Origin of the sequence: Sphingobium fuliginis (assembly GCF_004152845.1) — a bacterium.
Classification (GTDB): domain Bacteria; phylum Pseudomonadota; class Alphaproteobacteria; order Sphingomonadales; family Sphingomonadaceae; genus Sphingobium; species Sphingobium fuliginis.
This window is the reverse complement of sequence record NZ_SEON01000009.1, coordinates 65,733-90,157: the sequence shown is the minus strand read 5'-3', so window position 1 is coordinate 90,157 and position 24,425 is coordinate 65,733. Positions and strand designations below refer to the sequence as shown.

The 24,425-nt window shown below is 60.8% G+C and carries 30 protein-coding genes; 10 read left to right on the top strand and 20 right to left on the bottom strand.

The window, feature by feature from the left end; genetic code table 11:
• Positions 1-79 precede the first annotated feature (79 nt).
• Complete coding sequence (locus EWH10_RS18825) at positions 80-358, bottom strand: type 1 periplasmic-binding domain-containing protein (protein ID WP_065847219.1); 279 nt, start codon at positions 356-358, stop codon at positions 80-82.
• A 226-nt stretch (positions 359-584) separates the two neighbouring features.
• Positions 585-809 (bottom strand): DUF2188 domain-containing protein, encoded by a 225-nt coding sequence (locus tag EWH10_RS18820; protein WP_065847217.1) that lies wholly within the window; start codon positions 807-809, stop codon positions 585-587.
• A 168-nt stretch (positions 810-977) separates the two neighbouring features.
• Here EWH10_RS18820 and EWH10_RS18815 point away from each other — a divergent pair, with 168 nt between their 5' ends.
• Together EWH10_RS18815 and EWH10_RS22180 are read left to right on the top strand one after the other, a co-directional pair.
• On the top strand, positions 978-1,340 hold the full coding sequence (locus EWH10_RS18815) for a helix-turn-helix domain-containing protein (RefSeq protein ID WP_242495902.1): 363 nt from the start codon (positions 978-980) through the stop codon (positions 1,338-1,340).
• Between the two features lie 2 nt (positions 1,341-1,342).
• Complete coding sequence (locus tag EWH10_RS22180; protein ID WP_083199169.1) at positions 1,343-1,906, top strand: ImmA/IrrE family metallo-endopeptidase; 564 nt, start codon at positions 1,343-1,345, stop codon at positions 1,904-1,906.
• Positions 1,907-1,930: 24 nt separating this feature from the next.
• On the opposite strand, the gene tnpC is transcribed toward EWH10_RS22180, so the two are convergent.
• Genes tnpC through tnpA form a run of 3 tightly spaced genes read right to left on the bottom strand, consistent with a single transcriptional unit; the run spans position 1,931 to position 4,272 of the window.
• A complete protein-coding gene (gene tnpC / locus EWH10_RS18805) occupies positions 1,931-3,523 on the bottom strand; it encodes an IS66 family transposase (RefSeq protein WP_371873096.1) in 1,593 nt (530 codons plus the stop codon).
• A 21-nt stretch (positions 3,524-3,544) separates the two neighbouring features.
• The gene (tnpB, locus tag EWH10_RS18800; protein WP_065847213.1) at positions 3,545-3,892 is read right to left on the bottom strand and encodes an IS66 family insertion sequence element accessory protein TnpB; all 348 of its coding nucleotides are present in this window, start codon (positions 3,890-3,892) and stop codon (positions 3,545-3,547) included.
• Positions 3,889-4,272 (bottom strand): IS66-like element accessory protein TnpA, encoded by a 384-nt coding sequence (gene tnpA, locus EWH10_RS18795; RefSeq protein ID WP_065847211.1) that lies wholly within the window; start codon positions 4,270-4,272, stop codon positions 3,889-3,891. Before tnpA ends, tnpB begins: the two co-directional genes overlap by 4 nt.
• Before the next feature lie 668 nt (positions 4,273-4,940).
• On the opposite strand from tnpA, the gene EWH10_RS18790 reads away from it, so the two are divergent.
• The 4 genes from EWH10_RS18790 to EWH10_RS18775 all read left to right on the top strand — a co-directional run bounded on the left by EWH10_RS18790 (position 4,941) and on the right by EWH10_RS18775 (position 7,420).
• On the top strand, positions 4,941-5,192 hold the full coding sequence (locus tag EWH10_RS18790) for a helix-turn-helix domain-containing protein (protein ID WP_065847209.1): 252 nt from the start codon (positions 4,941-4,943) through the stop codon (positions 5,190-5,192).
• Positions 5,193-5,419: 227 nt separating this feature from the next.
• Positions 5,420-5,872, top strand: a complete 453-nt coding sequence (locus tag EWH10_RS18785) for a hypothetical protein (protein ID WP_065847205.1) — start codon at positions 5,420-5,422, stop codon at positions 5,870-5,872.
• A gap of 73 nt (positions 5,873-5,945) precedes the next feature.
• On the top strand, positions 5,946-6,674 hold the full coding sequence (locus tag EWH10_RS18780; protein WP_065847203.1) for a hypothetical protein: 729 nt from the start codon (positions 5,946-5,948) through the stop codon (positions 6,672-6,674).
• Between the two features lie 23 nt (positions 6,675-6,697).
• Entirely contained in the window at positions 6,698-7,420 is a 723-nt protein-coding gene (locus EWH10_RS18775; RefSeq protein WP_065847201.1) for a hypothetical protein, read from the top strand.
• A gap of 27 nt (positions 7,421-7,447) precedes the next feature.
• Here EWH10_RS18775 and EWH10_RS18770 read toward each other — a convergent pair whose 3' ends face one another.
• From EWH10_RS18770 to EWH10_RS18760, 3 genes are all read right to left on the bottom strand, one after another.
• Positions 7,448-8,203: a hypothetical protein gene (locus tag EWH10_RS18770; RefSeq protein WP_065847199.1), complete on the bottom strand. Its 756-nt coding sequence runs from the start codon at positions 8,201-8,203 to the stop codon at positions 7,448-7,450.
• A gap of 275 nt (positions 8,204-8,478) precedes the next feature.
• A complete protein-coding gene (locus EWH10_RS18765) occupies positions 8,479-9,102 on the bottom strand; it encodes a hypothetical protein (RefSeq protein WP_065847197.1) in 624 nt (207 codons plus the stop codon).
• Positions 9,103-9,115: 13 nt separating this feature from the next.
• Positions 9,116-9,811 carry a PD-(D/E)XK nuclease family protein gene (locus EWH10_RS18760; protein ID WP_083199168.1) on the bottom strand — a complete coding sequence of 232 codons (696 nt, stop codon included), beginning with the start codon at positions 9,809-9,811 and terminating at the stop codon, positions 9,116-9,118.
• A 554-nt stretch (positions 9,812-10,365) separates the two neighbouring features.
• On the opposite strand from EWH10_RS18760, the gene EWH10_RS18755 reads away from it, so the two are divergent.
• From EWH10_RS18755 to EWH10_RS18740, 4 genes are all read left to right on the top strand, one after another.
• Positions 10,366-12,351 carry a DUF2075 domain-containing protein gene (locus EWH10_RS18755; protein WP_065847231.1) on the top strand — a complete coding sequence of 662 codons (1,986 nt, stop codon included), beginning with the start codon at positions 10,366-10,368 and terminating at the stop codon, positions 12,349-12,351.
• 95 nt (positions 12,352-12,446) lie between these two features.
• Positions 12,447-12,860, top strand: coding sequence for an MbcA/ParS/Xre antitoxin family protein (locus EWH10_RS18750; RefSeq protein WP_065847193.1), 414 nt, complete (start codon positions 12,447-12,449; stop codon positions 12,858-12,860).
• Between the two features lie 47 nt (positions 12,861-12,907).
• Positions 12,908-13,576: an RES family NAD+ phosphorylase gene (locus EWH10_RS18745; RefSeq protein WP_065847192.1), complete on the top strand. Its 669-nt coding sequence runs from the start codon at positions 12,908-12,910 to the stop codon at positions 13,574-13,576.
• 19 nt (positions 13,577-13,595) lie between these two features.
• Positions 13,596-14,474, top strand: a complete 879-nt coding sequence (locus EWH10_RS18740) for a 3'-5' exonuclease (RefSeq protein ID WP_065847190.1) — start codon at positions 13,596-13,598, stop codon at positions 14,472-14,474.
• A gap of 55 nt (positions 14,475-14,529) precedes the next feature.
• On the opposite strand, the gene EWH10_RS18735 is transcribed toward EWH10_RS18740, so the two are convergent.
• From EWH10_RS18735 to EWH10_RS18680, 12 genes are all read right to left on the bottom strand, one after another.
• A complete protein-coding gene (locus EWH10_RS18735) occupies positions 14,530-14,715 on the bottom strand; it encodes a helix-turn-helix domain-containing protein (RefSeq protein ID WP_065847188.1) in 186 nt (61 codons plus the stop codon).
• Positions 14,712-14,942, bottom strand: a complete 231-nt coding sequence (locus EWH10_RS18730) for a DUF2274 domain-containing protein (protein ID WP_130030166.1) — start codon at positions 14,940-14,942, stop codon at positions 14,712-14,714. The genes EWH10_RS18735 and EWH10_RS18730 overlap by 4 nt, the downstream gene beginning before the upstream one ends.
• A gap of 2 nt (positions 14,943-14,944) precedes the next feature.
• Positions 14,945-16,138, bottom strand: a complete 1,194-nt coding sequence (locus tag EWH10_RS18725) for a TraB/TrbI/VirB10 family type IV secretion system protein (RefSeq protein WP_065847335.1) — start codon at positions 16,136-16,138, stop codon at positions 14,945-14,947.
• A complete protein-coding gene (trbG, locus tag EWH10_RS18720; RefSeq protein WP_065847337.1) occupies positions 16,135-16,983 on the bottom strand; it encodes a P-type conjugative transfer protein TrbG in 849 nt (282 codons plus the stop codon). The genes EWH10_RS18725 and trbG overlap by 4 nt, the downstream gene beginning before the upstream one ends.
• Positions 16,980-17,780, bottom strand: coding sequence for a conjugal transfer protein TrbF (gene trbF, locus EWH10_RS18715; protein WP_065847339.1), 801 nt, complete (start codon positions 17,778-17,780; stop codon positions 16,980-16,982). The genes trbG and trbF overlap by 4 nt, the downstream gene beginning before the upstream one ends.
• 3 nt (positions 17,781-17,783) lie before the next feature.
• Complete coding sequence (gene trbL, locus EWH10_RS18710; protein ID WP_065847382.1) at positions 17,784-19,082, bottom strand: P-type conjugative transfer protein TrbL; 1,299 nt, start codon at positions 19,080-19,082, stop codon at positions 17,784-17,786.
• A 158-nt stretch (positions 19,083-19,240) separates the two neighbouring features.
• Positions 19,241-19,984 (bottom strand): P-type conjugative transfer protein TrbJ, encoded by a 744-nt coding sequence (gene trbJ, locus EWH10_RS18705; protein ID WP_065847341.1) that lies wholly within the window; start codon positions 19,982-19,984, stop codon positions 19,241-19,243.
• Complete coding sequence (gene trbE / locus EWH10_RS18700; RefSeq protein WP_065847343.1) at positions 19,984-22,428, bottom strand: conjugal transfer protein TrbE; 2,445 nt, start codon at positions 22,426-22,428, stop codon at positions 19,984-19,986. The genes trbJ and trbE overlap by 1 nt, the downstream gene beginning before the upstream one ends.
• Complete coding sequence (locus EWH10_RS18695; RefSeq protein ID WP_065847346.1) at positions 22,422-22,694, bottom strand: VirB3 family type IV secretion system protein; 273 nt, start codon at positions 22,692-22,694, stop codon at positions 22,422-22,424. The genes trbE and EWH10_RS18695 overlap by 7 nt, the downstream gene beginning before the upstream one ends.
• Entirely contained in the window at positions 22,691-23,032 is a 342-nt protein-coding gene (locus EWH10_RS18690) for a TrbC/VirB2 family type IV secretion system protein (protein ID WP_009823093.1), read from the bottom strand. Before EWH10_RS18690 ends, EWH10_RS18695 begins: the two co-directional genes overlap by 4 nt.
• Positions 23,029-24,033 carry a P-type conjugative transfer ATPase TrbB gene (trbB, locus tag EWH10_RS18685; RefSeq protein ID WP_065847348.1) on the bottom strand — a complete coding sequence of 335 codons (1,005 nt, stop codon included), beginning with the start codon at positions 24,031-24,033 and terminating at the stop codon, positions 23,029-23,031. The genes EWH10_RS18690 and trbB overlap by 4 nt, the downstream gene beginning before the upstream one ends.
• On the bottom strand, positions 24,030-24,425 hold the full coding sequence (locus EWH10_RS18680) for a CopG family transcriptional regulator (RefSeq protein WP_065847350.1): 396 nt from the start codon (positions 24,423-24,425) through the stop codon (positions 24,030-24,032). The genes trbB and EWH10_RS18680 overlap by 4 nt, the downstream gene beginning before the upstream one ends.

Below are 24,425 nucleotides of genomic sequence, written 5' to 3'. Positions count from 1 at the left end.
GGTTCGATTGCGCTCAAGATAGAAGGCAAATTCCTACATTTCAACTAATCGTTTCACAAATCAGACGAAGCGTTCCCGCTTAGTTCGAACAGGTCCGAGCGTTTTCCGCGCGGGCGAGAATGCCATCCCGGTACCTGGCCTTCATTTGCGGGATCAGTTGGGCCACCATTGGATTGCTCCGAAAAGCACCCACTTTCTGATCGATCGCGTTCTCCATCGCCCTGATCGCTTCATCGATGCTGGCTTGATCGTTTGGGTCAAAACGGACCTCCGTGATCGTGCCGTCAAGTTCCTTGAACGCACGGGATGCGTCGTCAAGCGTCTTAGTCAGCTTATCGAAACCAGTGATCTTCACCATCGAATTCTCCTATTTCGCCCAGTGTCCAAGAACCCATTCCCACTGATGACGGGCATAGTCGTAGCGCCAATGCGCCCTTACCCACTTCGTCTTTCCGAGCGGCCGCAGCGTTTTCATGTTCTGCATTCGATCAAGCGGCTTCAGCGGACGGAGCGGCTTCAGCTTAGGCAATTTGCGCATCAGCGCCTCCAAAAAAGGGCCGCTCCGACGGGAGCGGCCTAACAGTTCAGCCTTTCGGCGGATAGGGATCGTTCCCATAGGACCAAGCTTCACGGAACTGGCCATTCGCGCCCTGGATGCGGAGTTCGGCACCTTGATTTTGGGCGATTTCGCGCCCACGTTCGATAGCCTGGGCTTGCGTCTCGAACGAGCCGGTGAGACGGCTATTGCCTTCGCCCCGAACGCCCCAACCGTTTCCATTCCGCACGACGTATTGATTCTTACCACTCATATTTACTGCCTTTCTGCACGTTGAAGGGGCGCCCGGCCGCACTATCTCTTGACTCAGAGAGCTCGGCGTGATTCCCCGTCTCTTGTGTAAGGCAGTATCAATCATGAGACGACTTGTCTTACACGTGAGACACTATCGCCGGCGGTCCTTGAGAGTCAAGGGGCGCTGTTGGAGAATTTTATGGAAACCCTTCCTATCCAGGATCTGGGGCGCCTGATCGCAAAGAAACGGGGCAACCGTGGGATAAGATCGGCTGCTGCCGAGGCGGGGGTAAGTTCGGCGACCTTGTCCAGGGTAGAGAATGGAAATGTGCCTGACTTGGCAACTTTCGCTAAGATCTGCCGTTGGCTTGGCGTCGATCCGGCGATCTTCCTAGGAATTGAGACGAGCGAAGAGCCGAGCAAAAAAGCTGCGGTTGTCCATTTCCGCAAGAAGAAGACCTTCTCACCGGAAACCGCCGAATCGTTGGCAGAACTTATCTTGGCTGCACAACGGGCTAAAGAGGCTCGGTTGGCATTGCAGCAACAATAAGAATGCGCAGGGGGTTTAAGGCTGAGTCTGAGAGACTATCAGAGGCTGCTCGGGCTTCGCTGGGTTTAGGCGCGCTCGAAAAACTTGATCCCTGGGTATATGCCGAATCGCTGGGAGCATACGTTCTCGCAGCAAACGAACTAGACTTGCCCCCACAGCATGCAGCCCAACTTCTCGAGCGGGATCCGGACAGTTGGTCGGGAATGACGTTGGCAGAAGATGGCCTCCTCCTGATCGTGCTAAATTCAGTCCATAGCAAACGTCGCCAAGCCTCGACGTTGATGCACGAACTCGCACACTCAATTCTGGATCACACCCCGGCAAGCGTACAGGTCTCGCCCGCGGGCTTGGTACTGCTCTCCGACTATTCAGATGAACAGGAAGAGGAAGCTGATTGGCTGGGAGGCGCACTCCTGCTGCCTCAAGCAGCACTCTATCATCACCGCAGTGCTGGGAAGTCTGTGACTGATATCGCGCGCCATTTCGGCGTAAGCGATGACTTGTGCCATTGGCGTTGCCGCATGACGGGCGTTGAGAAGCGACTGGCTTTCCGGGCTAGAGCATAGTAAGCGTGGGCTGGAGGCCGCAGATCAGGCGGCTTCGGCGATCGGTTGCTGATCTGGCCGCCAGTTCCACGGCATGAGTTCATCCCAGCGGGCAGCAGGCCATTCGCCCGCGATCTTGGCGATGACGTCGGCGATATAGGCCTGTGGTTCGAGGCCATTGAGTTTGGCGCTCTCGATGACGGAATAGACGGCAGCGGCGCGATCGCCGCCCGCCTTTGAGCCAGCGAACAGCCAGTTTTTACGGCCCAGGGCCACGCAGCGCATGGCGCGCTCTGCAATGTTGTTGTCGATCTCCAAGCGCCCATCGTCGAGGAAACGTGTCAGCGCGACCCAGCGTTTGCGCCCATATGCGATCGCCTTGGCCATCTCAGACTTGGGCGAGAGGCGGCGCAGGGCATCGTCGAGTGTCTGGCGCAACTCGTCGATCAATGGCTGGGTGCGGTCCTGCCGGCTTCGTCGTCGGAGATCGGGTTGCTGGCCTCGAACTTCTGCCTCGATCTCGTAAAGCTCACCGATGCGTTCCAGCAGATCAGCGGTAAGCGACGTCGGCTTGGTGGCGTGGATGTCGAATATCTTCCGCCGGAAATGCGCCCAGCAAGCAACCTCGGTGACGCGGTTCGTGTCGTAGAGCTTGTCATAACCCGCATAGCCGTCGGCCTGGAGATACCCGGTGAAGTTGGCCAGTTGACGCTGGGGGTGCGCGCCTGTGCGATCGGTGGTGAACTCATACCAGACGAGTGAGGGGTTGGTGGCGCCGGAGCCGCGATCGTCGACGGCGTAAGCCCAGAGCCTGCCGGTTGCCGTCTTGCCGCGGCCCGGATCAAGCATGGGAACCGGCGTATCGTCAGTATGGATCTTCGAAGCGGTCAGGCCGACCTCGCGGATGCGACTGACGATCGGGTCGAGCAGCACGGATGCCTGTCCAACCCAGCCCGCCAGCGTCGAGCGGTCGATCTCGATCCCCTGCGCAGCCATGATCTCGGCCTGGCGGTAAAGCGGCAGATGATGATCGAACTTGGAGACGACGACGTAGGCCAACGTGCCGAAGGTCGCCTTCCCCCGGGCAATGGCTTTTACCGGCGCGGGCGCCTGCACGATCTTCTCGCAGGACCGGCAGCTATACTTGGGCCGGATGGTCCGAACGACGCGCCACTGTACCGGCACCGCATCAAGCATCTCGTCGCTATCCTGCCCCAAGGGCCGCAACGCGCCGCCGCAGTCGGGACAGGCGCAGTTGCCCTTCTCAGGTTCGATCCGCTGCTCTTCGCGTGGCAAATGGGCGGGCAGCGCCCGAACCGGCGATGGCCGATCGATGGCTACTGGACCGCCTCGACGCGCGGCGGCGACAATGGCCTCACCTTCCAGTTCCTCGAGCGCCAGTTCAAGCTGTGCGATCTGGGTATCGAGCTTCTCGGACGACTTGCCGAACTGCATCCGCTTGAGGCGCGCGATCTGCACACGCAGCGTGTCGATCAGGATGTCGCGGGCAGAAATATCGGCGTGGGCGGCCGCCAAAGCAGCTTCGAGCTCGGCGATCCGAGCGTCTTTGTCAGCGGTGGAAAGGCCTGCGTCCGACACCGCGATCCTATAGCGGAACAGCCGACGAAATGCCAGCAAAAGCGCCGGAAAATGGGCGTTTTAGCCCGCGAGTGATGGGGTAAAAGTGCGTTCCGGCCGCCGCCAGTCGATGCCTTCCAGAAGCATGGAAAGCTGGGCCGCCGTCATCACCACCGACCCGGTCTTGGTCGATGGCCACACGAACCGGCCCCGGTCCATCCGCTTGGAAAACAGGCACATGCCCTGACCGTCATACCAGAGCAGCTTCACCAGATCGCCGCGCTTCCCTCGAAAGGCGAACAGCGCGCCGGAATGCGGGCTTTGCTCCAGAACCTGCTGCGCCATCACGGCCAGGCCGTCAAAACCCTTGCGCATGTCTGTCGCGCCGCAGGCCAGGAATATCCGCGTCGATGGTGGCAGCGGGATCATCGCGTCAGGATGCCGATCACCCGCGACAGGGCATCGGCATCGACCGTGGCATCCACGCTTACCCTGATACCCGACGGCAGCTCGATGCCAATCACGCTGCCGCTGCGCGCCGCGACCGTTGGGGCGGGTAAGGCTGGTTGCTCGCTGATCTGCACCTCCGCAAAAACGGGCTCGATCGGCTTGCGCACCCCGGCCAGTTCACCGGACATCGCCTGTCGCCGCCATGTGTAGATCGATCCGCTGCCGACATCATGGCGTTCACAGGCCGCGCGCACGCAGCCCTCCGGGCCGAATGCATCCCGCAGCACGGCCAGCTTCTGCTCCACCGTCCAGCGCCGCCGACCCGACACCCGGCTAACGACCTCTATCCGACTACTCATACGACCGCTCGTATGAGTAGTCGCTGCACCGCTCGCTGAATCCTCGATCTCGTCCGACACCCGCCACCCCGCTCAAAGAGCGGCAATCATCCCGGCGGATGCCCGGCGTGCAAGGCGGTCGTCAGACCCCGCTTACAGAGCATAACGCATGATCAAAATTGTTATCTGGGCATGAATGATAGCGGTGGCCGCTAGGTCCCAATCCCAGAAGCGTTCGCTACGCTGATCGGCCGATTATTGATAATATCCTAAAGCCGCAGCGCGTCGGCCCGGGTTTAGAAAAGACAAGGTGACGGCGCATAGGTTTTGCACCACTGTGAGCAATCTTCTGAAAGAAATGGGCAAATGGCATTCGGCCGCGATCGAACGGCAGTTGGCGCATGCGATGCCCTCCACGGTCTTATGCGCGCAGCGAGCATTAGAATGGCCGGTTCGAAATGATGCATTATTGGAGCGACTATCTCAACCAGTTCCAGGCTGAGAAATCATCAAGGTCAGGTTTGGGCGGCGCTAGCGCGTATCTTGCTGGTCCCTCTGTCAGTGAGGCAATGTGAAAGATCGCGTAATAGCGTTTTATGCAAATTAACGCATAAGACGGCCTTATGCTAAAAACAGCATATTACGGAATTATGCGATTTGGAGCATAAGAACGGCCAGGAGGTTGGCTAATGCCCCATATCGCGCGATCACCTAAGCAGCTCGGCGTCGCCATCCACAGGGCGCGTAAGCAGAAGGGCATGAGCCAGACGGAACTGGCTCGCTTGGCAGGCCTGCGGCAGGAACTCGTTTCCAAGATCGAGACCGGACAAGAAGGCACCCGTTTATCCTCTATTTATGCGCTGTTTGCCGCTCTCGATCTGGAGATGGTCATTGATCAGAGGTCCGGCAAATCTGTGCCTGATATTGAGAACATCTTCTGATGGGCCGGTGCAGAGCGCACCCGCCGCTCAACACATTCACCAACAACTGTCTAGCCGGGCGCCTTCTCAAGAAGGCCAACGGCGCCATCGAATTTCGTTACTATCAAAGTTGGCTTGCCTGGGAGCACGGTTTTCCAATCTTCCTTAAGTTGGTGAACGCCGATATCGCTTTTGAGGTAAAACTCGTTTAACGCATTGTGGTAATTCAACAAATCAGGGGCGGTTAATTGGCAATAAGCGAAGAAGTGCGGCAGATCATCTTCGTCCTAGAAGAAGAGGGCTTCGGGGCACTCGCGGGCGAGCTCCTCACTGAGATCAGCCTCGGGCGCGAGATTGAGAAGGAGGTCTATGTCGAGAACCAATCGGACAAAGCCGATCTAGCCGAGACAGTAATCACGCGCGTGCCGATCGAGGAAACCGATCAGCTACGTACAGCCATAGACATCCTGCGAGCACGTCTCGTGCTCCCTGTTAGAGCATTTGTCGAGGCTGAGAAAATCGCCAATGAGATTGCGGGTGATGGTCAAGTCCGTATAGAATTCATCGATCCCGAACAGCGTGCTGCGACATCGCCAATCAGCACGCGGGACGTGGGTGATACCAGTGTCGCGGACGCGCTCGACGCGCTCCTGATGCGACTGCCGAATATGATCGCGCCGCCTCAAGCCGACGGCGTCTGACGTGGCATTCAGCAGTGCAGCCGAAACAGAGCTGAGAAATATGTTAAGGGCATTCCGCGCAGCCCATGGAGGCATGGCCGTACCCACTGGCGAGGGCAAGGCACTTGAGGCTTGGGTCCTGATGAAGCTGGCCTATACTGTTCGTCGTCACATGACGCGCTTCTGGCGCGTCTCACTCCGTCAGGGAGATGGCACGGTCCTGCCTGCCGGCGCGAGCTTCAACTTCCCAAGCCAGCGCTCTCGCATCCAGCCCAGCAGCCCAACCGCACCAGGATATGTGCTTATTGAGCATGTGACCGACACTGATCGACGGTTCGAACTGCGAGGGAGCGTGCAATGGAAGGGGCGTAGTGCTGCGAAGCACGAGATCGACGTCTCGATGCTTCCTGCGGCAATTGGCGAGGCGATACGTAACAACGGGGGCGGATATCCTCACGGGCTGCCTATCGTTGCCGTCGAATGCAAAGACAAGGGTGGCTATGGCCCACTCGACGAGACACGGCAGACACTGGCGCGGATGTACGACCTCGTCCTGGTGACACAGCCTATCCCGGGTTGGTCCTGCCGCATTTTCGAGACGAACACACACACCAGATGGGGCCGGAAGAGCTCGCGCTACATCTCCTTCTTCCAGAAAGGAACATTTGGCATCGTGCGGGCAGGCCATTTTCAATCTGGCGCGACCACCCTCGCAGGGCATTATTCAATTGGGCACTATCGAAATATCTACACCGTCACGACCGAGATCGGCCGCCTGCAGGACAGCTTTCGCGAGACCCTCTCGCGTATCGGCAGTTTTTGATAGCCGCGCGGAAGGTCTCTTGCATGCCGCATGACATCAACGAACCGACGCCGGAAATCCGGGCACTCTGCGCATGCCCGGTCGACTGGGAAGCCATTGAAGGGTTCGAAGATGAGTGCCCCGACGCCCTCGAACTTCTCCACTATGAGTGGGTGCGATCGATTGCGAGGGTATCGGTGTCGAGCGAGGAGCTCAAGCTTGTGGAGACGGTCTTATTTGAAAATGATGTCTACGACATCCCTGACGAAGGTACACGGTTAAACCTCGAGGAGCGCAGGCCCGCTGCAGAAGATTTCTACCTGAAGGGAGTCGGACGGCTTGGAAGGTTGCACTTCCTAAGCCCCGGAGAGCATGGAAAGCATTTTTCGAGCGCGGGCCCAAAAATGGCGAGCAGGAATATCTCCTATTTCAATAAAAATTGGAAATCGAGTACACTATCGAACCTGTTCTGGTCTTGGTTTTCGGACATTATGAGCGTCAACGAAATCCCATCGCGAGAGGGGCCGATCGACTTTTCGTTCGATGTCAGTGGATTGTGGGATACCTTTTGTTGCGGCAGAAATTTTAGGATCGCTCTCGACACCTGCTTCGAGATTGGTCAGCAAAATGGTGTTCCGTTCCGACACCTCGCTATTGATCTCGATCTTGGCGCATGTGTTGCTCATGGCTATCCCATATCGGGTGCCGAAGCTGAGGAAATTATGGGCGTCATGCCGGTGCGGCCGATCAAGTCGCGAGAATATTAAGGCTTAAAGGATTCGGGCTCTGCACCCTCATGATCCGCCGCGCCCACCGGAACGTAATGCAGCCGGATATGCTGCCCGGCAGCGTCGAGCACCTCGTCGATGAACCCCAAATACGCGCTGAATGAACGCCTCCGACATATACCAGACCCATGGCTTGTGGTTGCTCTCTGCCTTCTGGAACCATCCTTTTGGCCATCGGGTGACCTGGTTCGCGAACTTTTCCCGGCGCTCGACGGGCCACTCCAGACCATTGTGCAGGATGTTATTTCGATAGCTCAGCAGCGCCTGCAGAACCGGCTCCAAGTCGCTCGGCAAATGCGGCCTCAACTCGGTTGAATCTGCCAGCTGCACGATGCCACGGATCAAGTCGCTCTTGACCTCGCCGTCGCCAAAATAATGGTGAGGATCCCAGAAAAGTGCCTTTGCTCGCTCCGAGCGCGGAGCGTCCGAGCCGTGCCCTAAAGAGTCGACACCCAACTTTCCGATGCCTCGAAAAATGCCCGTGAACAGATTCTCAACGAAGGGAGCGAGCATGCCGACCGCAGCGGCACTTCTCGCAGCATCGTGATAGACTGAGGCATGGACAGCATCGGTCCACATGCCGCCGAGATGCTCCGATTGCGCGACCTTTGCACGGTTCGCCAAGGCTTCGATCTCTACCCGTTGCCCCGCTTCCGCTTCTCTCGATGTGGCGAGAAAGGCCCGAATGGCGATCAGTTGGGCTTCGAGGTCGTAATCATCAAAGTAGAAATGAGCCCAGTCACGGTTCGTCAACCCATCCATACTCAAATCCATTAGTGGCATTTCCCTACCTTCCCGCGCAGTTTTAGCGCGCGGTGCTTGCGATGCTATTGCGGCATTAAAAGTTCGAAGTAGCGGCCGCAGCCGGTCAGGTCCGCAAATTCTGGCGCTTCGAATATTACGATGCCTCGAATGTAGGCAATGAGCACGGGCGGCCATGATTCGGACTGATCAAAATCAATGACCACGATACATCCTGACAGTCATTCGGCCTTTGTCTGGACCGTTCGCCTTCCCACAATTGTTTAGACGACGGCTCATTTGTCGGCGTTCTGCTTGATGGCATCGACTAATCGATCGAGTTCCGGCCTAGCCGTGTTAATGCGTTCGATTGCGACAACAATCGGCTCCAGCGCTGTTTCTAGTGAGACATCCTCGAACCCAGCTGCCAGGTCTTCGCGATTAATTGAGATTGTCAGCGCAATATCGCCGGTCTTAGGATCACAGAGGAATCCTTTCCCAACCAACTCGTCGAGCAGGGCTCGTTGCGATTTCATGAGCGCTTTCCAAGGCCGCTGTTTCAGCGCATCCGTGGCCGCGGAGAGGCTGATCCCGGCGCCGGCAAAGCCGGCAATGGTCCCGACCCACGTTTCAGGTTCGTTGCCATCAATGCACGACCTCGTGTCGAGGACGAAAGACAAATAGAAATCATCATTGGCAACGGCCCCATCCATTCGCCATTCTTCTGGCGCTAGCCACTGTGTTTCGTCGAAATCAGCCGGCGCCTCGCCTGCCCAGCCTAATTCATGCCGCTTCTCTTCCATGACATTCGCCACCGCCTTCTCGAGCATTGGCTCCATGGTTGAGTGGGCATATCGAAGAGCCGCCTCCAACTCATTGATGTGGTTGACGATAACGGCACCGACGGCGGGTTCCGACATAGGCAAAGTGCTCCTAAAATTTCCGGATATGGGCTGCAAAGCTGTCGATGAGGCGCTGAACGAAAGATCGATCAGCAGCGCGGTCATACGACGCGACCTGAGCTGCCCGCGCAACGTCAAACCACGTAGTGGAGACAACTTCAGGCAGTTTCGTCCGAAACGGCGCGAGAAGCACGATCTGCGGAGATAGATTTTGAAGTTCAGCTCGGCGAGCAATGGATGCCGTATATCGCTCCAACTGTTGTCGGCCCAAACCGGCGCGAATTTTCACCTCCACACCGATCAGGTGGCTCGTCGTTTCAACAATCAAATCTACGCGATCGGCCGCATCACCCAAAGGACAAATCTCCGTCTCGATCCGATACCCCCGCTCGAGCTCACGAGACCAGTCGATGCCCGCGATGGCGCTCGAAAGGTAGCTCCCAAGGAAATTTCGAGAGGCCTCTCCGCCGAACTCTGACATCCAGAGCCCTGCAAGAGCGGCGGTATTCCGCACTTCGTCACGTCCAAGGCTAGCAACAGCCCACGGATTTATTAGCCCTCCCATTTTTTTCGCAGTGGCAAGAGGTTCCTTGAGTGCTCGAAATGCCGCCTGTAAATCGCGAAGCGCGTAAAATTGCTGTGGTGCGCGAGGTGGAGCGAAAGGCAACGCCCGGCGCAACGCACCAAAGGCGTTCTCGAAATCCCTCGTAGATAACGGTTCAGCCATAGGTTGAACTCGACAGCAGGGGTGCAAAATTGCATGGAAGCTGACATCCCATCTTCCCTCTCGAATGCGAATTGCCCCAGCCTTTCCAAGAGGCGCCTTCAGGTGCTTGTACTGATGATTGTGCCATTCGCCATCGTACAGGTACGCAGAGAGAGATAGCCGACAGCGTCGCGGCCCATGTCAGACGATGCCGTAGGACGTTCGAATCCGGCATAGGTGTCCGCAACCTTTCGCGAGCCATTTCTTGATCAAATCTTCGAGTTCGCTGTGCGTTAGGTGTAGGATCAGACGATCTTCATGGAATGCCATCGTCCGCTCCTTCCCTGTTCGCACTGCCGAGAAAACTGGCCGAAATTTCGTTCGCGATCAAACTGATTCGATTCCGTGTTCTGCCAAGCGGCCCGAAAGGCAGCTATCCCGTGCTTCATTCTCAAAGCCGCCGGTCAGCGGTCGGCCAATCCAGGCGCACGTGTGGTTGCCAGCACACGTATCCGTCGGGCGGGGTTGTGCATGGGGTGCTTGCCATCCTTCTCATGCCTCGTCAGGACAAGCCCATGAGCCGCGCTTACCTCTCCTTGCTCGCCCGAGACGCAATTACCCTCAGCGATGCGGAGTTGTTGGGGCGTCTGGCCTTGCGCTCACCGTTTGCGATAGAACCGACCCAGCGCGCCGCATGGGATTATCAAATCCAGCATTTGCGCGAACTGGCGCGGGACTTGCCCGATGCCCATGCCTTTATGGAATTTCTGATTCCGCGCGTGGGGCGGCGGGCGGACCTGATTTTGCTGACCCATGGCATTGTGTTTGTGATCGAATATAAGCTGGGCGCCAGCCAATTTGATCGTTCCAGCTTGGACCAAGTCTATGGTTATGGCCTCGACCTCAAGCATTTCCACGAGACCAGCCATGGTCTGCCGATCATACCAATTTTGGTCGCCACCCATGCGCCGCTCAGTGGCGACCTGCATATGCAATGGGATGAAGATGGGCTCGCGCGACCTTTGGGCGTCAATGCCGCGGGTCTTTTGCCAGCCATCCAACATATATGCCATGTTTGGCATAGTGCACCGATCGATGCCGCAGTGTGGGAAGCCGGGCGCTACCGCCCAACGCCAACGATCGTAGAGGCGGCACAGGCGCTCTATCGCGGACATGCGGTTGAAGACATCTCTCGCTCTGAAGCAGGAGCTGAAAATCTCACAAAAACCGCGGAATACGTGTCCAATGCGATCGAGGCAGCGAAGCGCCATAAGCGGAAGATCATCTGCTTCGTCACCGGCGTCCCAGGTTCTGGCAAGACGCTGGCAGGCCTCAATCTCGCTACAGCGCGCCAGCGTGCGCATAGCGACGAGCATGCCGTCTTCCTTTCAGGCAACGGGCCCTTGGTGGATGTTTTACGCGAGGCGCTGGCCATTGATGCCGTAGCAAGGGCACGTGAGGTCGGTACCAGCACGTCCAAGGTGCAGGAGGACCGCCGTGCGGCAGCCTTCATCCAAAACATCCACCACTTCCGCGACGATGCACTGGTCTCTCAAGATGCTCCGGTGGAAAAAGTCGCCGTGTTTGACGAGGCGCAACGGGCTTGGGATGTCGAGCAGACCTCAAAATTCATGCAGCAGAAGAAGGGCCAACTTGGCTTTTCCATGTCGGAACCGGAGTTCCTGCTATCGGTGATGGATCGCCATGACGACTGGTGCGCGATTATCTGCCTGGTTGGTAATGGGCAGGAAATTAACACCGGGGAGGCCGGTATTGAGGAATGGCTGCGCGCGCTCGGGCGCAGCTTCCCGCATTGGGAAGCGCACATCCCCGACAGCCTCGTTCATTCCTGCCCATTGGCTAAAGAAGTAACGGCGCCCGCGTTGCATTTGGCCACGTCGCTACGGTCGTTTCGAGCCGAGCGCCTGTCTGATTTCGTTGGCCATTTGATTGCCGGCGATGCCTCCTCAGCGCGCGCGGTTAAAGGCACGCTGTCAAATTTTCCGCTCTACGTCACGAGGGACCTCGAACAAGCTAGGCGCTGGCTTCGTTCCAAACGCCGTGGCGCTGAACGGACAGGCCTGCTCGCCTCGTCTAATGCCGCCCGTCTCAAACCGCATGGGGTGTTCGTTAAAGCCAAAATTGAGCCGGCAAAATGGTTCTTGGCACCAAATTACGACGTGCGATCGTCGGATGCGCTTGAAGACGCTGCCACGGAGTTCGACGTTCAGGGCCTGGAGTTGGATTGGACCTGTTTGTGCTGGGATGCCAATTATCGACGCGTCGATGATCAATGGCAGGCCATGCAGTTCAAAGGCACGCGATGGCAGGCGGTGAATGACGAAGCGCGCAAAGCTTATGTGGCCAATGCCTATCGCGTGCTGCTGACCCGCGGTCGGCAAGGCATGGTTGTTTTCGTGCCGGAAGGCTCAGAGGAAGACGCAACACGGACTCCCGCGGTTTACCAGGCCATTTATGCCTTTCTGAAAGACTGCGGTCTCGAAGACTTAGCGATCATCAATCTGGATCGAGAACCCGTGGTTCGGCTTGCAACAGGCTAGGTACGGATGTCGGCCGGAGAGTTATCTAACGCTCCATGACGCATTATTGCCAAATGTCCTGAAATTGATTAAATGATGCCATATGGAGATATGGCATGTCGATGCTTGAGTTGGTGGATACGGCGTCTGGGCCCTTCCAGAATAGCCCCGTTACTCAGGAAGAGGGGGCAGCGATGTTTCGTGCGGCCATGACCCTTTTCGGGAAATGGGGTATAACAGACGAGCAGGCAGCAATCCTGACCGACATGCCTGTGCGCACCTATCGGCGTTGGAAGGCCGAGGGGCCAGGTCGCATGTCTCGCGATGGTCTCGCGCGCCTCTCCAATCTCATGGGTATTCACAAGGCCCTTCGGCTGATCTTTCAGGAGCCGCAGCGGGGCTATAGCTGGGTGAAGGCGAACAATACTGCCTTTGAGGGCGCCAGCGCCCTTGATGTCATGCTGGGCGGTGAACTGACGGACTTGATGCGTGTGCGGCGCTATCTTGATGCGGAACGTGGCGGCTGGTGACTCTGGCTAACGAACCGCCAATTTGCAGAGTGGAATGGGACGGCGCAGTGCGGATCATCCGCAGTGTCTACCCGCCCATCGACCTGTTCGAGGATATTGCCGATCCGGCGGATTGGCCTCTGTTGCTGTCGGCCGAGCAGAAGACCAATCCGCGCATTAGAGTGGCGATCGGGAATCTCGACCTTGTGCCTCCCGAACGACGGGTGGGTGGCAACGGGGCTTCCTATCTGATGGCGTCCTTCACCCATGTCAGTGTCGACCGTCCCAGCCGGTTTTCCGATGGGAGCTATGGCGTTCTTTACATCGCCGATTGCTATGAGACTGCCCTGTTCGAGACGATCCATCATCATGCGCGGTTCATGGCGTGCACGGCTGAATCACCCGGTTGGACCTCCCAGTTTCGGGAAATCATCCTGACAGTTTGCGCGGACCTTCACGATCTGCGCGGCCAGGACGATCAGTTCGCCGCTTGCCTCGATCCAGATGATTACGCGGCCGCCCAGTTGCTGGGTACTACTCTACGAAAGGCTGGTTCTGATGGAATAGCCTATCCGAGCGTGCGGCAAGCTGGGGGAGAATGTGTAGGGCTCTTTTATCCCGACTGTGCCTCCAGCCCGGTCCAGGGCAGGCATCTCGACTATCATTGGGACGGTAAACGGGTCGATCTGGTCAGGGATGCCGGCAGCGGCGCGGTTTTCCGGGTGGTGGAAGAATGACAAAGGGATCGTTGGCATCATGACGTTCTCTGCTGACGGTCGTCACGAGCGCGCTGCTGAGGCGCTAAGCAGTCATCCTGATTATCGGGTCCTGCGCCGGTTGATGCCTGTGACGGCTTTCCATGATGCTGATCCACGGGCGCCCAGCAGGATTGGCGTTGCGGTTGACGTGGAAACGACCGGCCTCGATCGAGAAACCGACAGGATTATCGAACTGGCAGTCCAGCGTTTTCGGTTCGATGCTCTGGGGCGCGTGATTCAGGTCGGCGTGCCTCGGGTCTGGCGTGAGGATCCGGGCATCGCGCTCGACCCCAGGATCACCAAATTGACCGGGCTTACGGCGGATGACCTTGCTGGTCAGGTCATAGACGAGGCGGCAGCCGTCGAGGTCCTTTCGTCCGCCGACATCATCGTCGCCCACAATGCGGCGTTCGACAGGCCATTTATCGACCGGCGCCTGCCTGCGATCGCAGGCAAGCCATGGGCCTGCTCCATGGCCGAACTGGATTGGCTCGAGCTTGGCTTCGATGGCCGAGCCCTTGCACACCTCGTGTCGCAATGTGGTTGGTTCTATGAAGGCCATCGGGCAGAAAACGATATCCTGGCGCTTATCTATCTGCTGGCTCATGGCCTGCTGGACGGCGAAACCATCCTCGCCAAGCTCATCGCCTGTTCGGAAAAACCCACCTATCGTGTCAATGCGATCGATGCGCCTTTTGACGCGAAGGACCGGCTGAAATCTCGGGGATATCGGTGGGATTCGGCCCTGCGCTTCTGGTGGAAGGCGATCGCGGAGGCCGACAAGGAGGCGGAGGAGGCCTGGCTACTGAGCGACGTCTATGTCGGTCATGGTAGCCCGGCCTTCCTTACCGTCACCGCAATGGATCGCCACCGCTAGCCAATTTCCAGCGTCCGTGGGTTTCAAGCTCGAGCGTGAGGACAGCGTGCATGCTTCATCTGCTGGTCAAGCGCTGGAGGCTGTCATAGCGGACCAAGGTCGCTCTTCCGACCTTCACGATCTCGATATCGCCAGCCTGGATCAGTTCATAGATGCGGGACCGGCTGAGACCGGTAAGACGCACAGCCATCGCCACGCGCACGGTGATGGGAGCAAGGCCCTGGTCGGAAGCGTCCGTCATGATTGTCCTCGCTGCGCAGTTTCTCGTGCCCGGATAAAATTGCGGTCGCTCTCTAGGAAGGCGGTCAGCATCGCTGGGATGAGATCGGCCACCGGTTCCTCGGTCCCATAGGTCTGCGCGTAGATTGCTGCATAATCGCGCAGCGCATTGAGCAGGTCGGGCGTAACGGTGATTGCCAGCTTGACCGGTGTCCTGTCCGGCAGCTTGGCCAATTTCAACTCCACCATGCTTATCCTCCTGTCGACCCGCGCCAAGGCGCGAGGATGAGATCGCGGCTGACCAGCAGGCGGACCGGTGTCCCAGAGCGCACCGTAATCGTCGGCTGGATGTCGAGGCTGCGCGACGTAATCTGGTCGCCGGCCCGCGAGACATTCTGCTGCGTTGATTCCCGGATCGCCTCGACAAGGTCGCTCTCACCATTGATGGTCAGTTCCGATCCAACACCGAGGAGTGTTGTGATCGCGACGCCCTTGAGCAGCGACCAGCTATGGAAGTCGACCTTGTCCGCCAGCCCCGCATAGCCCGCCGCGTCCGCGGCCGGGAAATTGTCGAGGCGGAGCGAACTGCCGTCCGGCAGGATGAGACGTTGCCAGATGACAAGCGCGCGTCGCTGGCCGAAGGCGACGATGCTGTCATATTTCCCGATCAGGCGAGCGCCCTGCGGCACGAGTAGGATCTGGCCAGTTGTGCTGTCGAAGACATTCTGTGTCACCTGGGCGGTCACGAGCCCGGGTAGGTCAGAATTCAGCCCGGTGATCAGGCTGCCGGATATGATGCTGCCGGCAGCCAGGAGGAAGGGTGACGCGGGTGGTGACAACATGGATGTGTTCACGTCGCTGCCGGTATTGGGACGTTCCGTAAACGCGACCTTGCGATCCTGTGGGGGTTGCGGCGCCGTTGGATCCGGCGGAACCATTGCGATCGGCGTCGCCGGTACCTCGGCGGCATGGTCGCCGGCCTTTGTCTGGAAAAGGATTTCGGACTCGCGGGCGGCCTTCAGTTCCGCCAGTCTTGCTAGCCTCTCAGCTTCTGCGGCGTCCGCAATCGGCCGATTGCCGCCCGGTGTGTCGCCGCCCAGATGCTGTTGCTGGGCGCGCAGAATCGGTCGCCCGAGATCACCCGGCAATGGTGGACCTAGTCTCGGAGCAGCCCCATAGCCTGCCGGCAGGCCGGCCAATGCGTCGCTGGGGTTCGTCGATGGTTTTGAAAGCTCGCTCTCCTGCGCCACTTGCCGGAAGACCTGGGGCTTAAGGGCCATCCACGCGACACCCATGAGGCTTGCCGACCCCAACGCCGCGATGCCTATGATGGCGCCGCGGCGGAAGCGGATCGCTTTCATCGGTTGCGCTCTCAGGACCAAGGTCTCGGGATCGACCTTGGCCTGGGGCGGAACTGGCTGGATCGTGGTGTCGGCCACACTCATGCGCCCCTCCGGCGCTTTGTGCTCTCGATGCGGGTGATGCGGACAACTTCCTGCTTTTTGAGCCCCAACCTCAGTTCCGCCGCGCCGAACAGTCGATCGACGACATAGTAGCGATCGCGCAGGCGGTAGTTGACGAGTTCTGCCTTGCCGTCTGCCCCCAGGACGAAGAGCGGCGGCGCATCGCCCTGGGTAAGCGACGGCGGGAATTCGATATAGGTCTGCCGGCCGTCGTCAAAGGCGCGCAACGGTCGCCACGACGGCCGGTCGCCGGAAATCGCATAGTCGAAATGAAGCTGGGCGATGTCGAGCCCGGCGGCAACGGGTTCGGCAGCGCGCGCGGCCTCTTCCTTGCTCTTGAAAGCGATGAGATCATCCTGTGGATAAGTCCAGCTTATGCCGGCCATGGCTGTCGCGGCCGTGCTCGCAAGGCGCAGGTGATAGGTTCGACGGCTCGTGGTTATGACGAGGTTAGTCGCAAGGCCTGCCGAGAAGGGCTTTACGAGGATATGCGTTCGCTTGGACGCGCCATCGCCATTGCCACCCCCTCCAGAAGTGGTGTCGCCGATCACCCAGCGCGTCGTGTCGCCGCTTGCCACTGCGACCAGCGTCTCGCCTGGCTGCAGCGCGATATCCGTCACTGACCCTGGTGCTGTATAGGCCAGGAAGATCGAGCCCTCATCGTAGGGATAGACCTGGATTGCATTGACGAAGCCCTGGACGACCGGTTGCGCCGTCGCCTTACGGTTGGCGGAGGCGACGCTGCGCAGGGGGGACGGCCCCGTCTGCGCCTCGGCCTGTGAGGTGACAAGAAAGATTGCGGATAGGAGAAGGGTGCGGGTCTTCATGGCTGGATCTCCTGGCTGTTCTGGAGGTTCGATGCCGCCAGCGCTGGCGGAAATGGCGAACTGAGGGCCTCGCCTGGCCGAGTAGGCGGTCGCAGGGGTGCGGGCCGGACGTCGCTGTCGAGTTCGCGGCTCCAGTTGATCGCATCGACATAGATGCCGAGCGGGTTCTTTCGCAGGACATCAGCGTTGGCGGGCGCCTTGGTCACGATTGTCAGGATCGCGGTCCAGCGGCTGGTCCCAGCCTGCACGCCTCTCTCGAAGACAGTCTCGGTCCACTTGACCTGGAAAGACCTGTCAGAGGCCCGGACGACGCTCGTCACCTGGACCGAGACAGTCCGCTCGCCGATCCGGGAGAAGGGATCATTGGCGCGGGCATAGTCGCCAAGGAACTGTGCGCCGCGCTGGGTGGTGAATTCATAGGCTTCGAACCAGCCGCGCCGCACCAGGACCGGATCGAGCGAGCTGCCCCGCACATTGGTGATGAAGCGGGCGAGATGCCATGCCACCTGCGGGTCGGTTGGGCGATAGTCGGTGACCGCCTCATTGACCGCCCTCGCTTCGCCTAGCCGATCAACTTCGACGACATAGGGGACGAGCCGACTTTGCGCCGATTGCCAGACGAGCCCGGCCGATGTTCCGCCAGCAAGGGCGAGGCTGGCCAAGGCTATCAGGCGCCAGTTTCGGGCCTGGACGCGCGCCGACCCGATCCGTTCGTCCCAGACCTGGCCCGCTCGTGCATAGGGCGTTTCGGGTGGCGGGGTGCGGCCATAGCGCTGGGCGCTGCGCTTGAAGATCATGGCTCAGTCATTCCTTTCCTTGATGTCGGGTGTGGCGGAGGCGCCGCCGCGATCCCCTTGCTGCAGGGCGTGAAGGGCGACCTGGCGGTGGTGACGTTTCGTCTGTTCGTTTTGCATCGCGCGCGCCCAGCCGGGCATGGCCTCGCTGGCGCTCGCTCCGCCGGAGGACGGTGTGCGGCCATTGATGGCGTTCCAGGCTGCCTCGCGACCGCTGCTTGCTGCTTCGCCAAGGCCCAGCGTGTCCGACATTCGGGTTCGTGCCGCATTGCCTGCTGCACGCGCAACGCCGGCGAGACCCGCACCCACCGACGGTGGATTGCCAGTCTCCCGGCCGAGGCTGTAGGCGGTGCTGGCAGCAGCGCCCATGGATGTTCCTGCCCGCACGGCACCGAGAGTTGCGCCTCCAAGAGCCCGCGCGCCGCCAATGGCTGCGCCGCCGCCGATCATGGCGGCGCCCGCAGCACCTACGCCCGTGCCAAGCGCAGCCCCTGCACCCAACTGGGGGGCGCCGGCGACGAGGCCGCTGGCAATCGACGGGCCGAAGATGCCGAGGCCGAAGAGCGCGAGGGACGCGAGCACGAGGCTCATGGCCTGGCCGATGTCGGGCTCCTGTCCCTGGAGCGCAGCGGTGAATTCGGCGAAGAAATTGGAGCCGATGCCCACGATGACGGCGAGCACCATCACCTTGATCCCTGAGGAAACGACATTCCCCAACACGCGTTCGGCAAGGAAGCTGGTGCGGTTCCACAGAGCGAACGGCACGAGGATGAAGCCGGCCAGGCTGGTGAGCTTGAACTCGAGGATCGTCACGAACATCTGCACCGCAAGGATGAAGAAGGCGATGATCACGAGCGCCCAGGCGAGCAGCAGGATCATGATGGAGAGGAAATTGTCGAAGAAGGTCGTGAAGCCGACCATCTCGCTGGCTTGGTCGAGCAGCGGCCACGCCGCCTGGAAGCCGATACCGGCAAGACGTCCGGGCTTCAGCAGGTCGTCGGCGCTGAGGCTTCCGCCGCCCGCGGTGAGACCCGCCTGGGCGAAGGAGCGGAAGATGATGTCGGCGAGTGTCGCGAAGCTGTTCAGGATGAACGCGAACGCGCCGATGTAGAGGATCTTCCGCACGAACCGGCCGATGACATTGTCCTCGCCGCCCATGGCCCAGAACAGGCCGGCGAGCGTGATGTCGATGCCGATGAGCGTGGAGGTCAGGAAGCCGACGTCGGGGCCGAGCAGGCCGAACCCGCTGTCGATATAGGTGATGAAGGCTGCCAGGAAGCGGTCGATGACATTGAGGTCGTTCATGGGCTTGGGCATCCTGGGGCTTGGGCGTCCTGCACTTGGCCGGGGACCGCGGGGCATGGCTGGGGGAGCAGAGCCACGCCCCGCGGCGGCGGCAGGCGGGAGGGGGAAACCGCATTGCCGCCTTGGACCGGATCGGGCTGGCGCCCGCAGGAGAGGGGCTATTGCGGCGTGTAGGCCGATCCGGAGCCGAGGAACTTCCTGGTGGCGGCACGCGCCTCGAGCGCCTGCGTTGCGCGCCTCGCCTGTTCCTGGCTTTCGCTGCGGAACTGGGCGGCCATCATCTGCTGGAGCTGGAGCTGCTGCTTGGCGGTGAGCGCCAGTAACTGGTTGGTGGCCTGAGTCGCCTGCAGCGATCCTTCGGCGCCCTGGCTGCGGGCGACGATATCGGCGAGGGCCTGCGTATCGTCGCGGACATTCTCAACCACCTGCGCCTGGACCGTCATCGCATGACGAAACCCGTCCATGCTGCCATCGAGTCGGCTGCGCGCATCCTGGACGCGCTGGTCGGTGCGAAGGGCGTCGGCAAAGTCCCGGGGGAAGAGCTTGGCGAATTTTGCGTCGAGTTCGCTGACATGGAAGTCGATGCCCTGCGCCTGTCCCATCAGGCGATCGATCGCAGCCAGTTTCGCTCGAAGTGCATCGAGCTGCGGAAAATCGATTCGCGAGAGATTCTTGCCCATGTTGACCAGCATCTGCGCCTCGTTTTGAAGCTGCCTGATCTGCTGGTTGACCTGTTGTAGCGTCCGGGCCGCTGTCAGGATATTCTGCGCATAGTTGCTGGGGTCGAACACGGTGATGGCATGCGCTGGCGTCGAGGGGGCTATGAGGCCAAACGCGAGCGAGCTGGCAGCGCCTGTGGCTAGAGCAGCCGCGACGAGGTGCTTGGCGGTAATAGCGCGCATTATTGGTCTCCTTGCAGGGGGGATGGAAGATTGGAGGAATGGCCGAGCAAATCGGCAGCCCAGTCGAGCCCGGCCGAAGCGAGGAAGCGCGCGGCGAAGTCCTCGCTGCCACCCGCCTCGATCAGCGCATTGATGCGGGACTGGGTCGACGGATCGGACGTTGCGCAGAGCGCCAGGGCAATCGGCCCCAGGCCCAGTTCGAACAGGCGGTTGCCGCGCGCCGATTGCAGGTAATATTGGCGCTTGGGCGTGGCGCGCGCGACGAGTTCAATCTGGCGCGCATTGAGGCCAAAGCTCTCATAGATAGCGCGGGATTGTGGCTCGATCGCGCGGTCGTTCGGCAGGAGGACGCGCTGTGGACAGCTCTCGATGATAGCTGGCGCGATCGTCGATCCTGCGATGTCAGCGAGGCTCTGGGTCGCGAACAGGACCGCGACATTCTTCTTGCGCAGGACCTTGAGCCATTCGCGGATCCGGGCTGCGAACAGCGGATGGTCGAGGAAGATCCAGGCTTCGTCGAGGATGAGCAAAGTTGGTCGCCCGTCGAAGTGGGCCTCGAGGCGATGGAAAAGATAGGCAAGGACGGGCGCAATCACGCTGGGCTGGCCCATCAGCGCTTCGGTCTCGAAACATTCCATGTCGCCGAGCGCAAGCTGTTGCTCGGCCGCGTCGAGGAGGCGGCCATGGGGCCCGTCCAGAGTATAGGGTTGCAGCGCGGTTCTGAGCGCATTGGACTGGAGCAGCAGCGCCAGGCCCGTCAGGGTGCGTTGTTCGACCGGGGCGGAGGCGAGGCTGCCAAGTGCCGACCAGACCATGTCCTTGGCATCCGGCGTCAGCGTCGCGCCCTCATGCTCGAGAAGCGCACCGATCCATTCAGCGGCCCAGCTCCGTTCGGCATCGCCATCAATCCCCGCCAGGGGCTGGAAGGCGAGCGCCTCCCCATTGCCGACGCCCAGTTCGTGATGCGCCCCGCCGCACGCGAGCACAGCCGCACGAGCGGAAAAACCCTTGTCGAAGATGAAGACCTGCGCCTTCTCGTAGCGCCGGAACTGCAGCATGATCGCGGAGAGGAGGACGGACTTTCCGGCACCGGTCGGCCCTGCGACCAGCATATGGCCGACGTCCCCCACATGGGTTGAAAGCCTGAAGGGGGTGGAACCGGCGGTTCTGGCGACCAGCAGCGGAGGCCCGTCGAGATGGGCGTTGCGCGCGGGGCCAGCCCAGACGCTCGACAGCGGCATCAGGTGCGCGAGATTGAGCGTATGGACGAGCGGCTGGCGAACATTGGCATAAGCCTGGCCTGGCAGGGAGGAAAGCCATGCCTCCACGGCATTGGTGCCTTCGCGGATCGTCGTGAAGCCAAGGCCGTTGACGATCCGCTCGACGCGGCGGACCTTTTCCTCGACCCGCGCCCGGTCCTCGTCGGCTACCGTGATCGTCATGGTCAGGTAGCCGAAGGCGACATGGTCCTGCCCCAGCACCTGCAGCGCGGCATCGGCGTCTGAAACCTTGTTGTCGGCATCGCTGTCGAGCAATTGGCTCGGCTGGTTGTAGAGTACCTCCCGAAGGAGGGCGGTAATCGACTTGCGCTTGTTGAACCATTGGCGGCGGATGCTGGTGAGCGCCTTGGTGGCCTGCGTCTTGTCGAGCGCAATGAAGCGCGTGACCCAGCGATAGCCGAAATCCTGGTGGTTGAGCGCGTCGAGGATTCCGGGGCGGCTGAGGCTGGGGAAGCCAAGCACGCTCAGGGTCCGCAGGTGCTTCTGGCCAAGACGCGGCTCGAGCCCGCCAGCGAGCGGCGTGTCGACCAGCAATGCGTCGAGATAGACCGGGGTCTCGGGGACGCTGACCGGATGCGGCCTTTCGGAGATGCAGCCATGGAGGTAGGTCAGCGTCTCGGTATCGTCGAGCGCCCGCACCTCTGGCATGAAGCCCGACAGGAGGTCGAGGATCCGATCGGTCTCCGCCGCAAACTGCCCGAGCGTCCCGCGCCAGTCTCGTCCCTTGTCAGCATCCGGTCGTTCGACCAGCGCGCGGCCGGCGCTGTCGATGCTGTCGGCAGGCGGCAGCCATTGCAGCGTCAGGTGGTAGCGGCTCTCGAAATGCAGGCCGGCAGCCTCGAACGCGGCACGTCTTTCCCGATCGACGAGAGCGCTCGCGGGATCAGGAAAGACGCTGTCGGGGTAGCCCTGGCTCTCGAGCCGCTCGGCATCGAAGTAGAGCGCCCAGCCTGAACCCAGGCGCTTCAGAACATTATTGGCGCGGGCGCAGGCCGCAATGAGTTCGGCCTCGGTTGCCGATTCAAGATCCGGTCCCCGGAAGGCGAGCGTGCGCTGGAAGCTGCCATCCTTGTTGAGGACGATGCCCGGGGCGACCAGGGCGGCCCAGGGCAGGTGATCGGCAAGACGGTCGGCGTGCCGCCGATATTCGGCAAGGTTCAGCACGAAATATGCCCTTTCTGGCGAAGATGGCGAAGGAGCACCGGGGCGAAGCTCGGATCACGCCGCGCCGCGAGTACGGCGAGGCTGTGGCCAGCGGCCCAGAGCAGCACCCCGGCGAGCCATTGCTGGAGGCCAAGGCCAACAGCGGCGGCCAGCGTGCCGTTGACGATGGCGAGCATGCGCGGTGCGCCGCCCAGGAGAATGGGACTTCCGAGCGCGCCGTGGATCGGCACCTCAAATCCCTCCATATGCTGGCCATCGCCGGTCATGCGATCAGCGCTCCGCCACCGAAGCTGAAGAAGCTGAGGAAAAAGCTGGAGGCAGCAAAGGCGATCGACAGGCCGAAGACGATCTGAATCAGTCGCCGGAAGCCTCCGGATGACTCCCCGAATGCCAGGCTGAGACCGGTGACGATGATGACGATCACCGCGATGATCTTCGCGACCGGTCCCTGTACGGATTCCAGCACCTGCTGGAGCGGCTCCTCCCAAGGCATGCCGGAACCGGCTGCCCGCGCCTGGATGGAGATTGCGAGGGCGAATGCGAGGCCTGTCGCCGCGCCAGCGAGGCGAGCCGACAAAGATAGGAAGCGAGTTTGGGCCGTCATGAAGCATCTCCTTGGGTTTGGGATTTGAGAAGGTTGGAAAGGCGATAGGCGCCGGTGTCGGGATCGAGCCCGGCCATCCGAGCGATGCTGGCGATGCGCCGGGCGCTGCCACGTCCTGAAATGAAGACGATGAGGTCGATGGCCTCGGCGATGAGCTGGCGTGGCACGGTGACCACCGCCTCCTGGACCAGTTGCTCGATCCGGGTCAGCGCGGCCTGCGCGCCATTGGCGTGGACTGTGGCGATCCCACCCGGATGGCCGGTGTTCCAGGCCTTGAGCATGTCGAGTGCCTCGGGGCCGCGGACCTCGCCGACGACGATCCGATCGGGCCGCAGGCGCATCGTAGAGCGCACGAGATCGGTCATGGATGCCACGCCAGCCTTGGTACGGAGCGCGACCGTGTCGGGCAGCGGGCATTGGAGCTCACGCGTGTCCTCGATGAGAATCACCCTGGCATCGACCCAGGCCATCTCGGCAAGCAGCGCATTAGCGAGCGTCGTCTTGCCCGAACTGGTGCCGCCGGCGATGAGAATGTTGAGGCGCTGCGTTACCGCGGCCCTCAGCGCCTCTGCCAAGGCCGGCGGCATGAGGCCGTCGGCGACATAGTCGTCGAGCGTGTAGAGCCGCTCGGCAGGTTTCCGGATCGAGAAACAGGGGGCTGGGGCAATCGGGGGCAGCACGCCCTCGAAGCGCTCGCCTGCATGACCCTCCGCATGGGGCGGCAGCTCGGCAGAAATGATGGGCCGGTCGGCGTGGATTTCCGCGCGGCCATAGGCGGCGACGAGCCGGATGATCCTTTCGACCTGGGAAGGTTCGATCGATATGCCCGTGTCGACCCGTCCCTCGCCAAGCCGGTCCACCCGCAGAGCCCCATCCGGATTGACCATGATCTCCTGCGTCAGAGGATCGGCAAGGAGGGCTGCGATATCCTCGCCCATGGCTGTCCGCAGCATGGCACGCCGCCGGTCGGAGGCGAGCGAAGGAGGCTGGTGTGGACTCATTGCCCATCCTCCGACCCGAGCGTCCGTCGTCCACTGGCGACATGGCGGCCAACCTGGGTCACGAAGGCTTCGAAACGCTTCGCTCCCAGCGCGCGCCCGGCCTGGTCATTCTCTGCAAGTGGCGTCTGGATCGCGAGCTCGAACCGGATGAACAGCGCCAATGTCTCGAGCATCACATGCGTGTCGGCTTCCACCCGGCCGATCGACCGGGTCATCCGGTCCAGCCTGATCGAGAACCGGTCCTCAAGTTCTGAGGCGCCCCGACGATTGAGCCAGGCGGTCAGCGCATCGACAAGAATTGCCGACTTGGTGGCGCCGGGCTTGGCGGCGAGGGCCTCGAGCCGGTCGGAGAGCGGGCGCGGCAGGAAAAGCTGGTGGCGGATCTTCTCCAT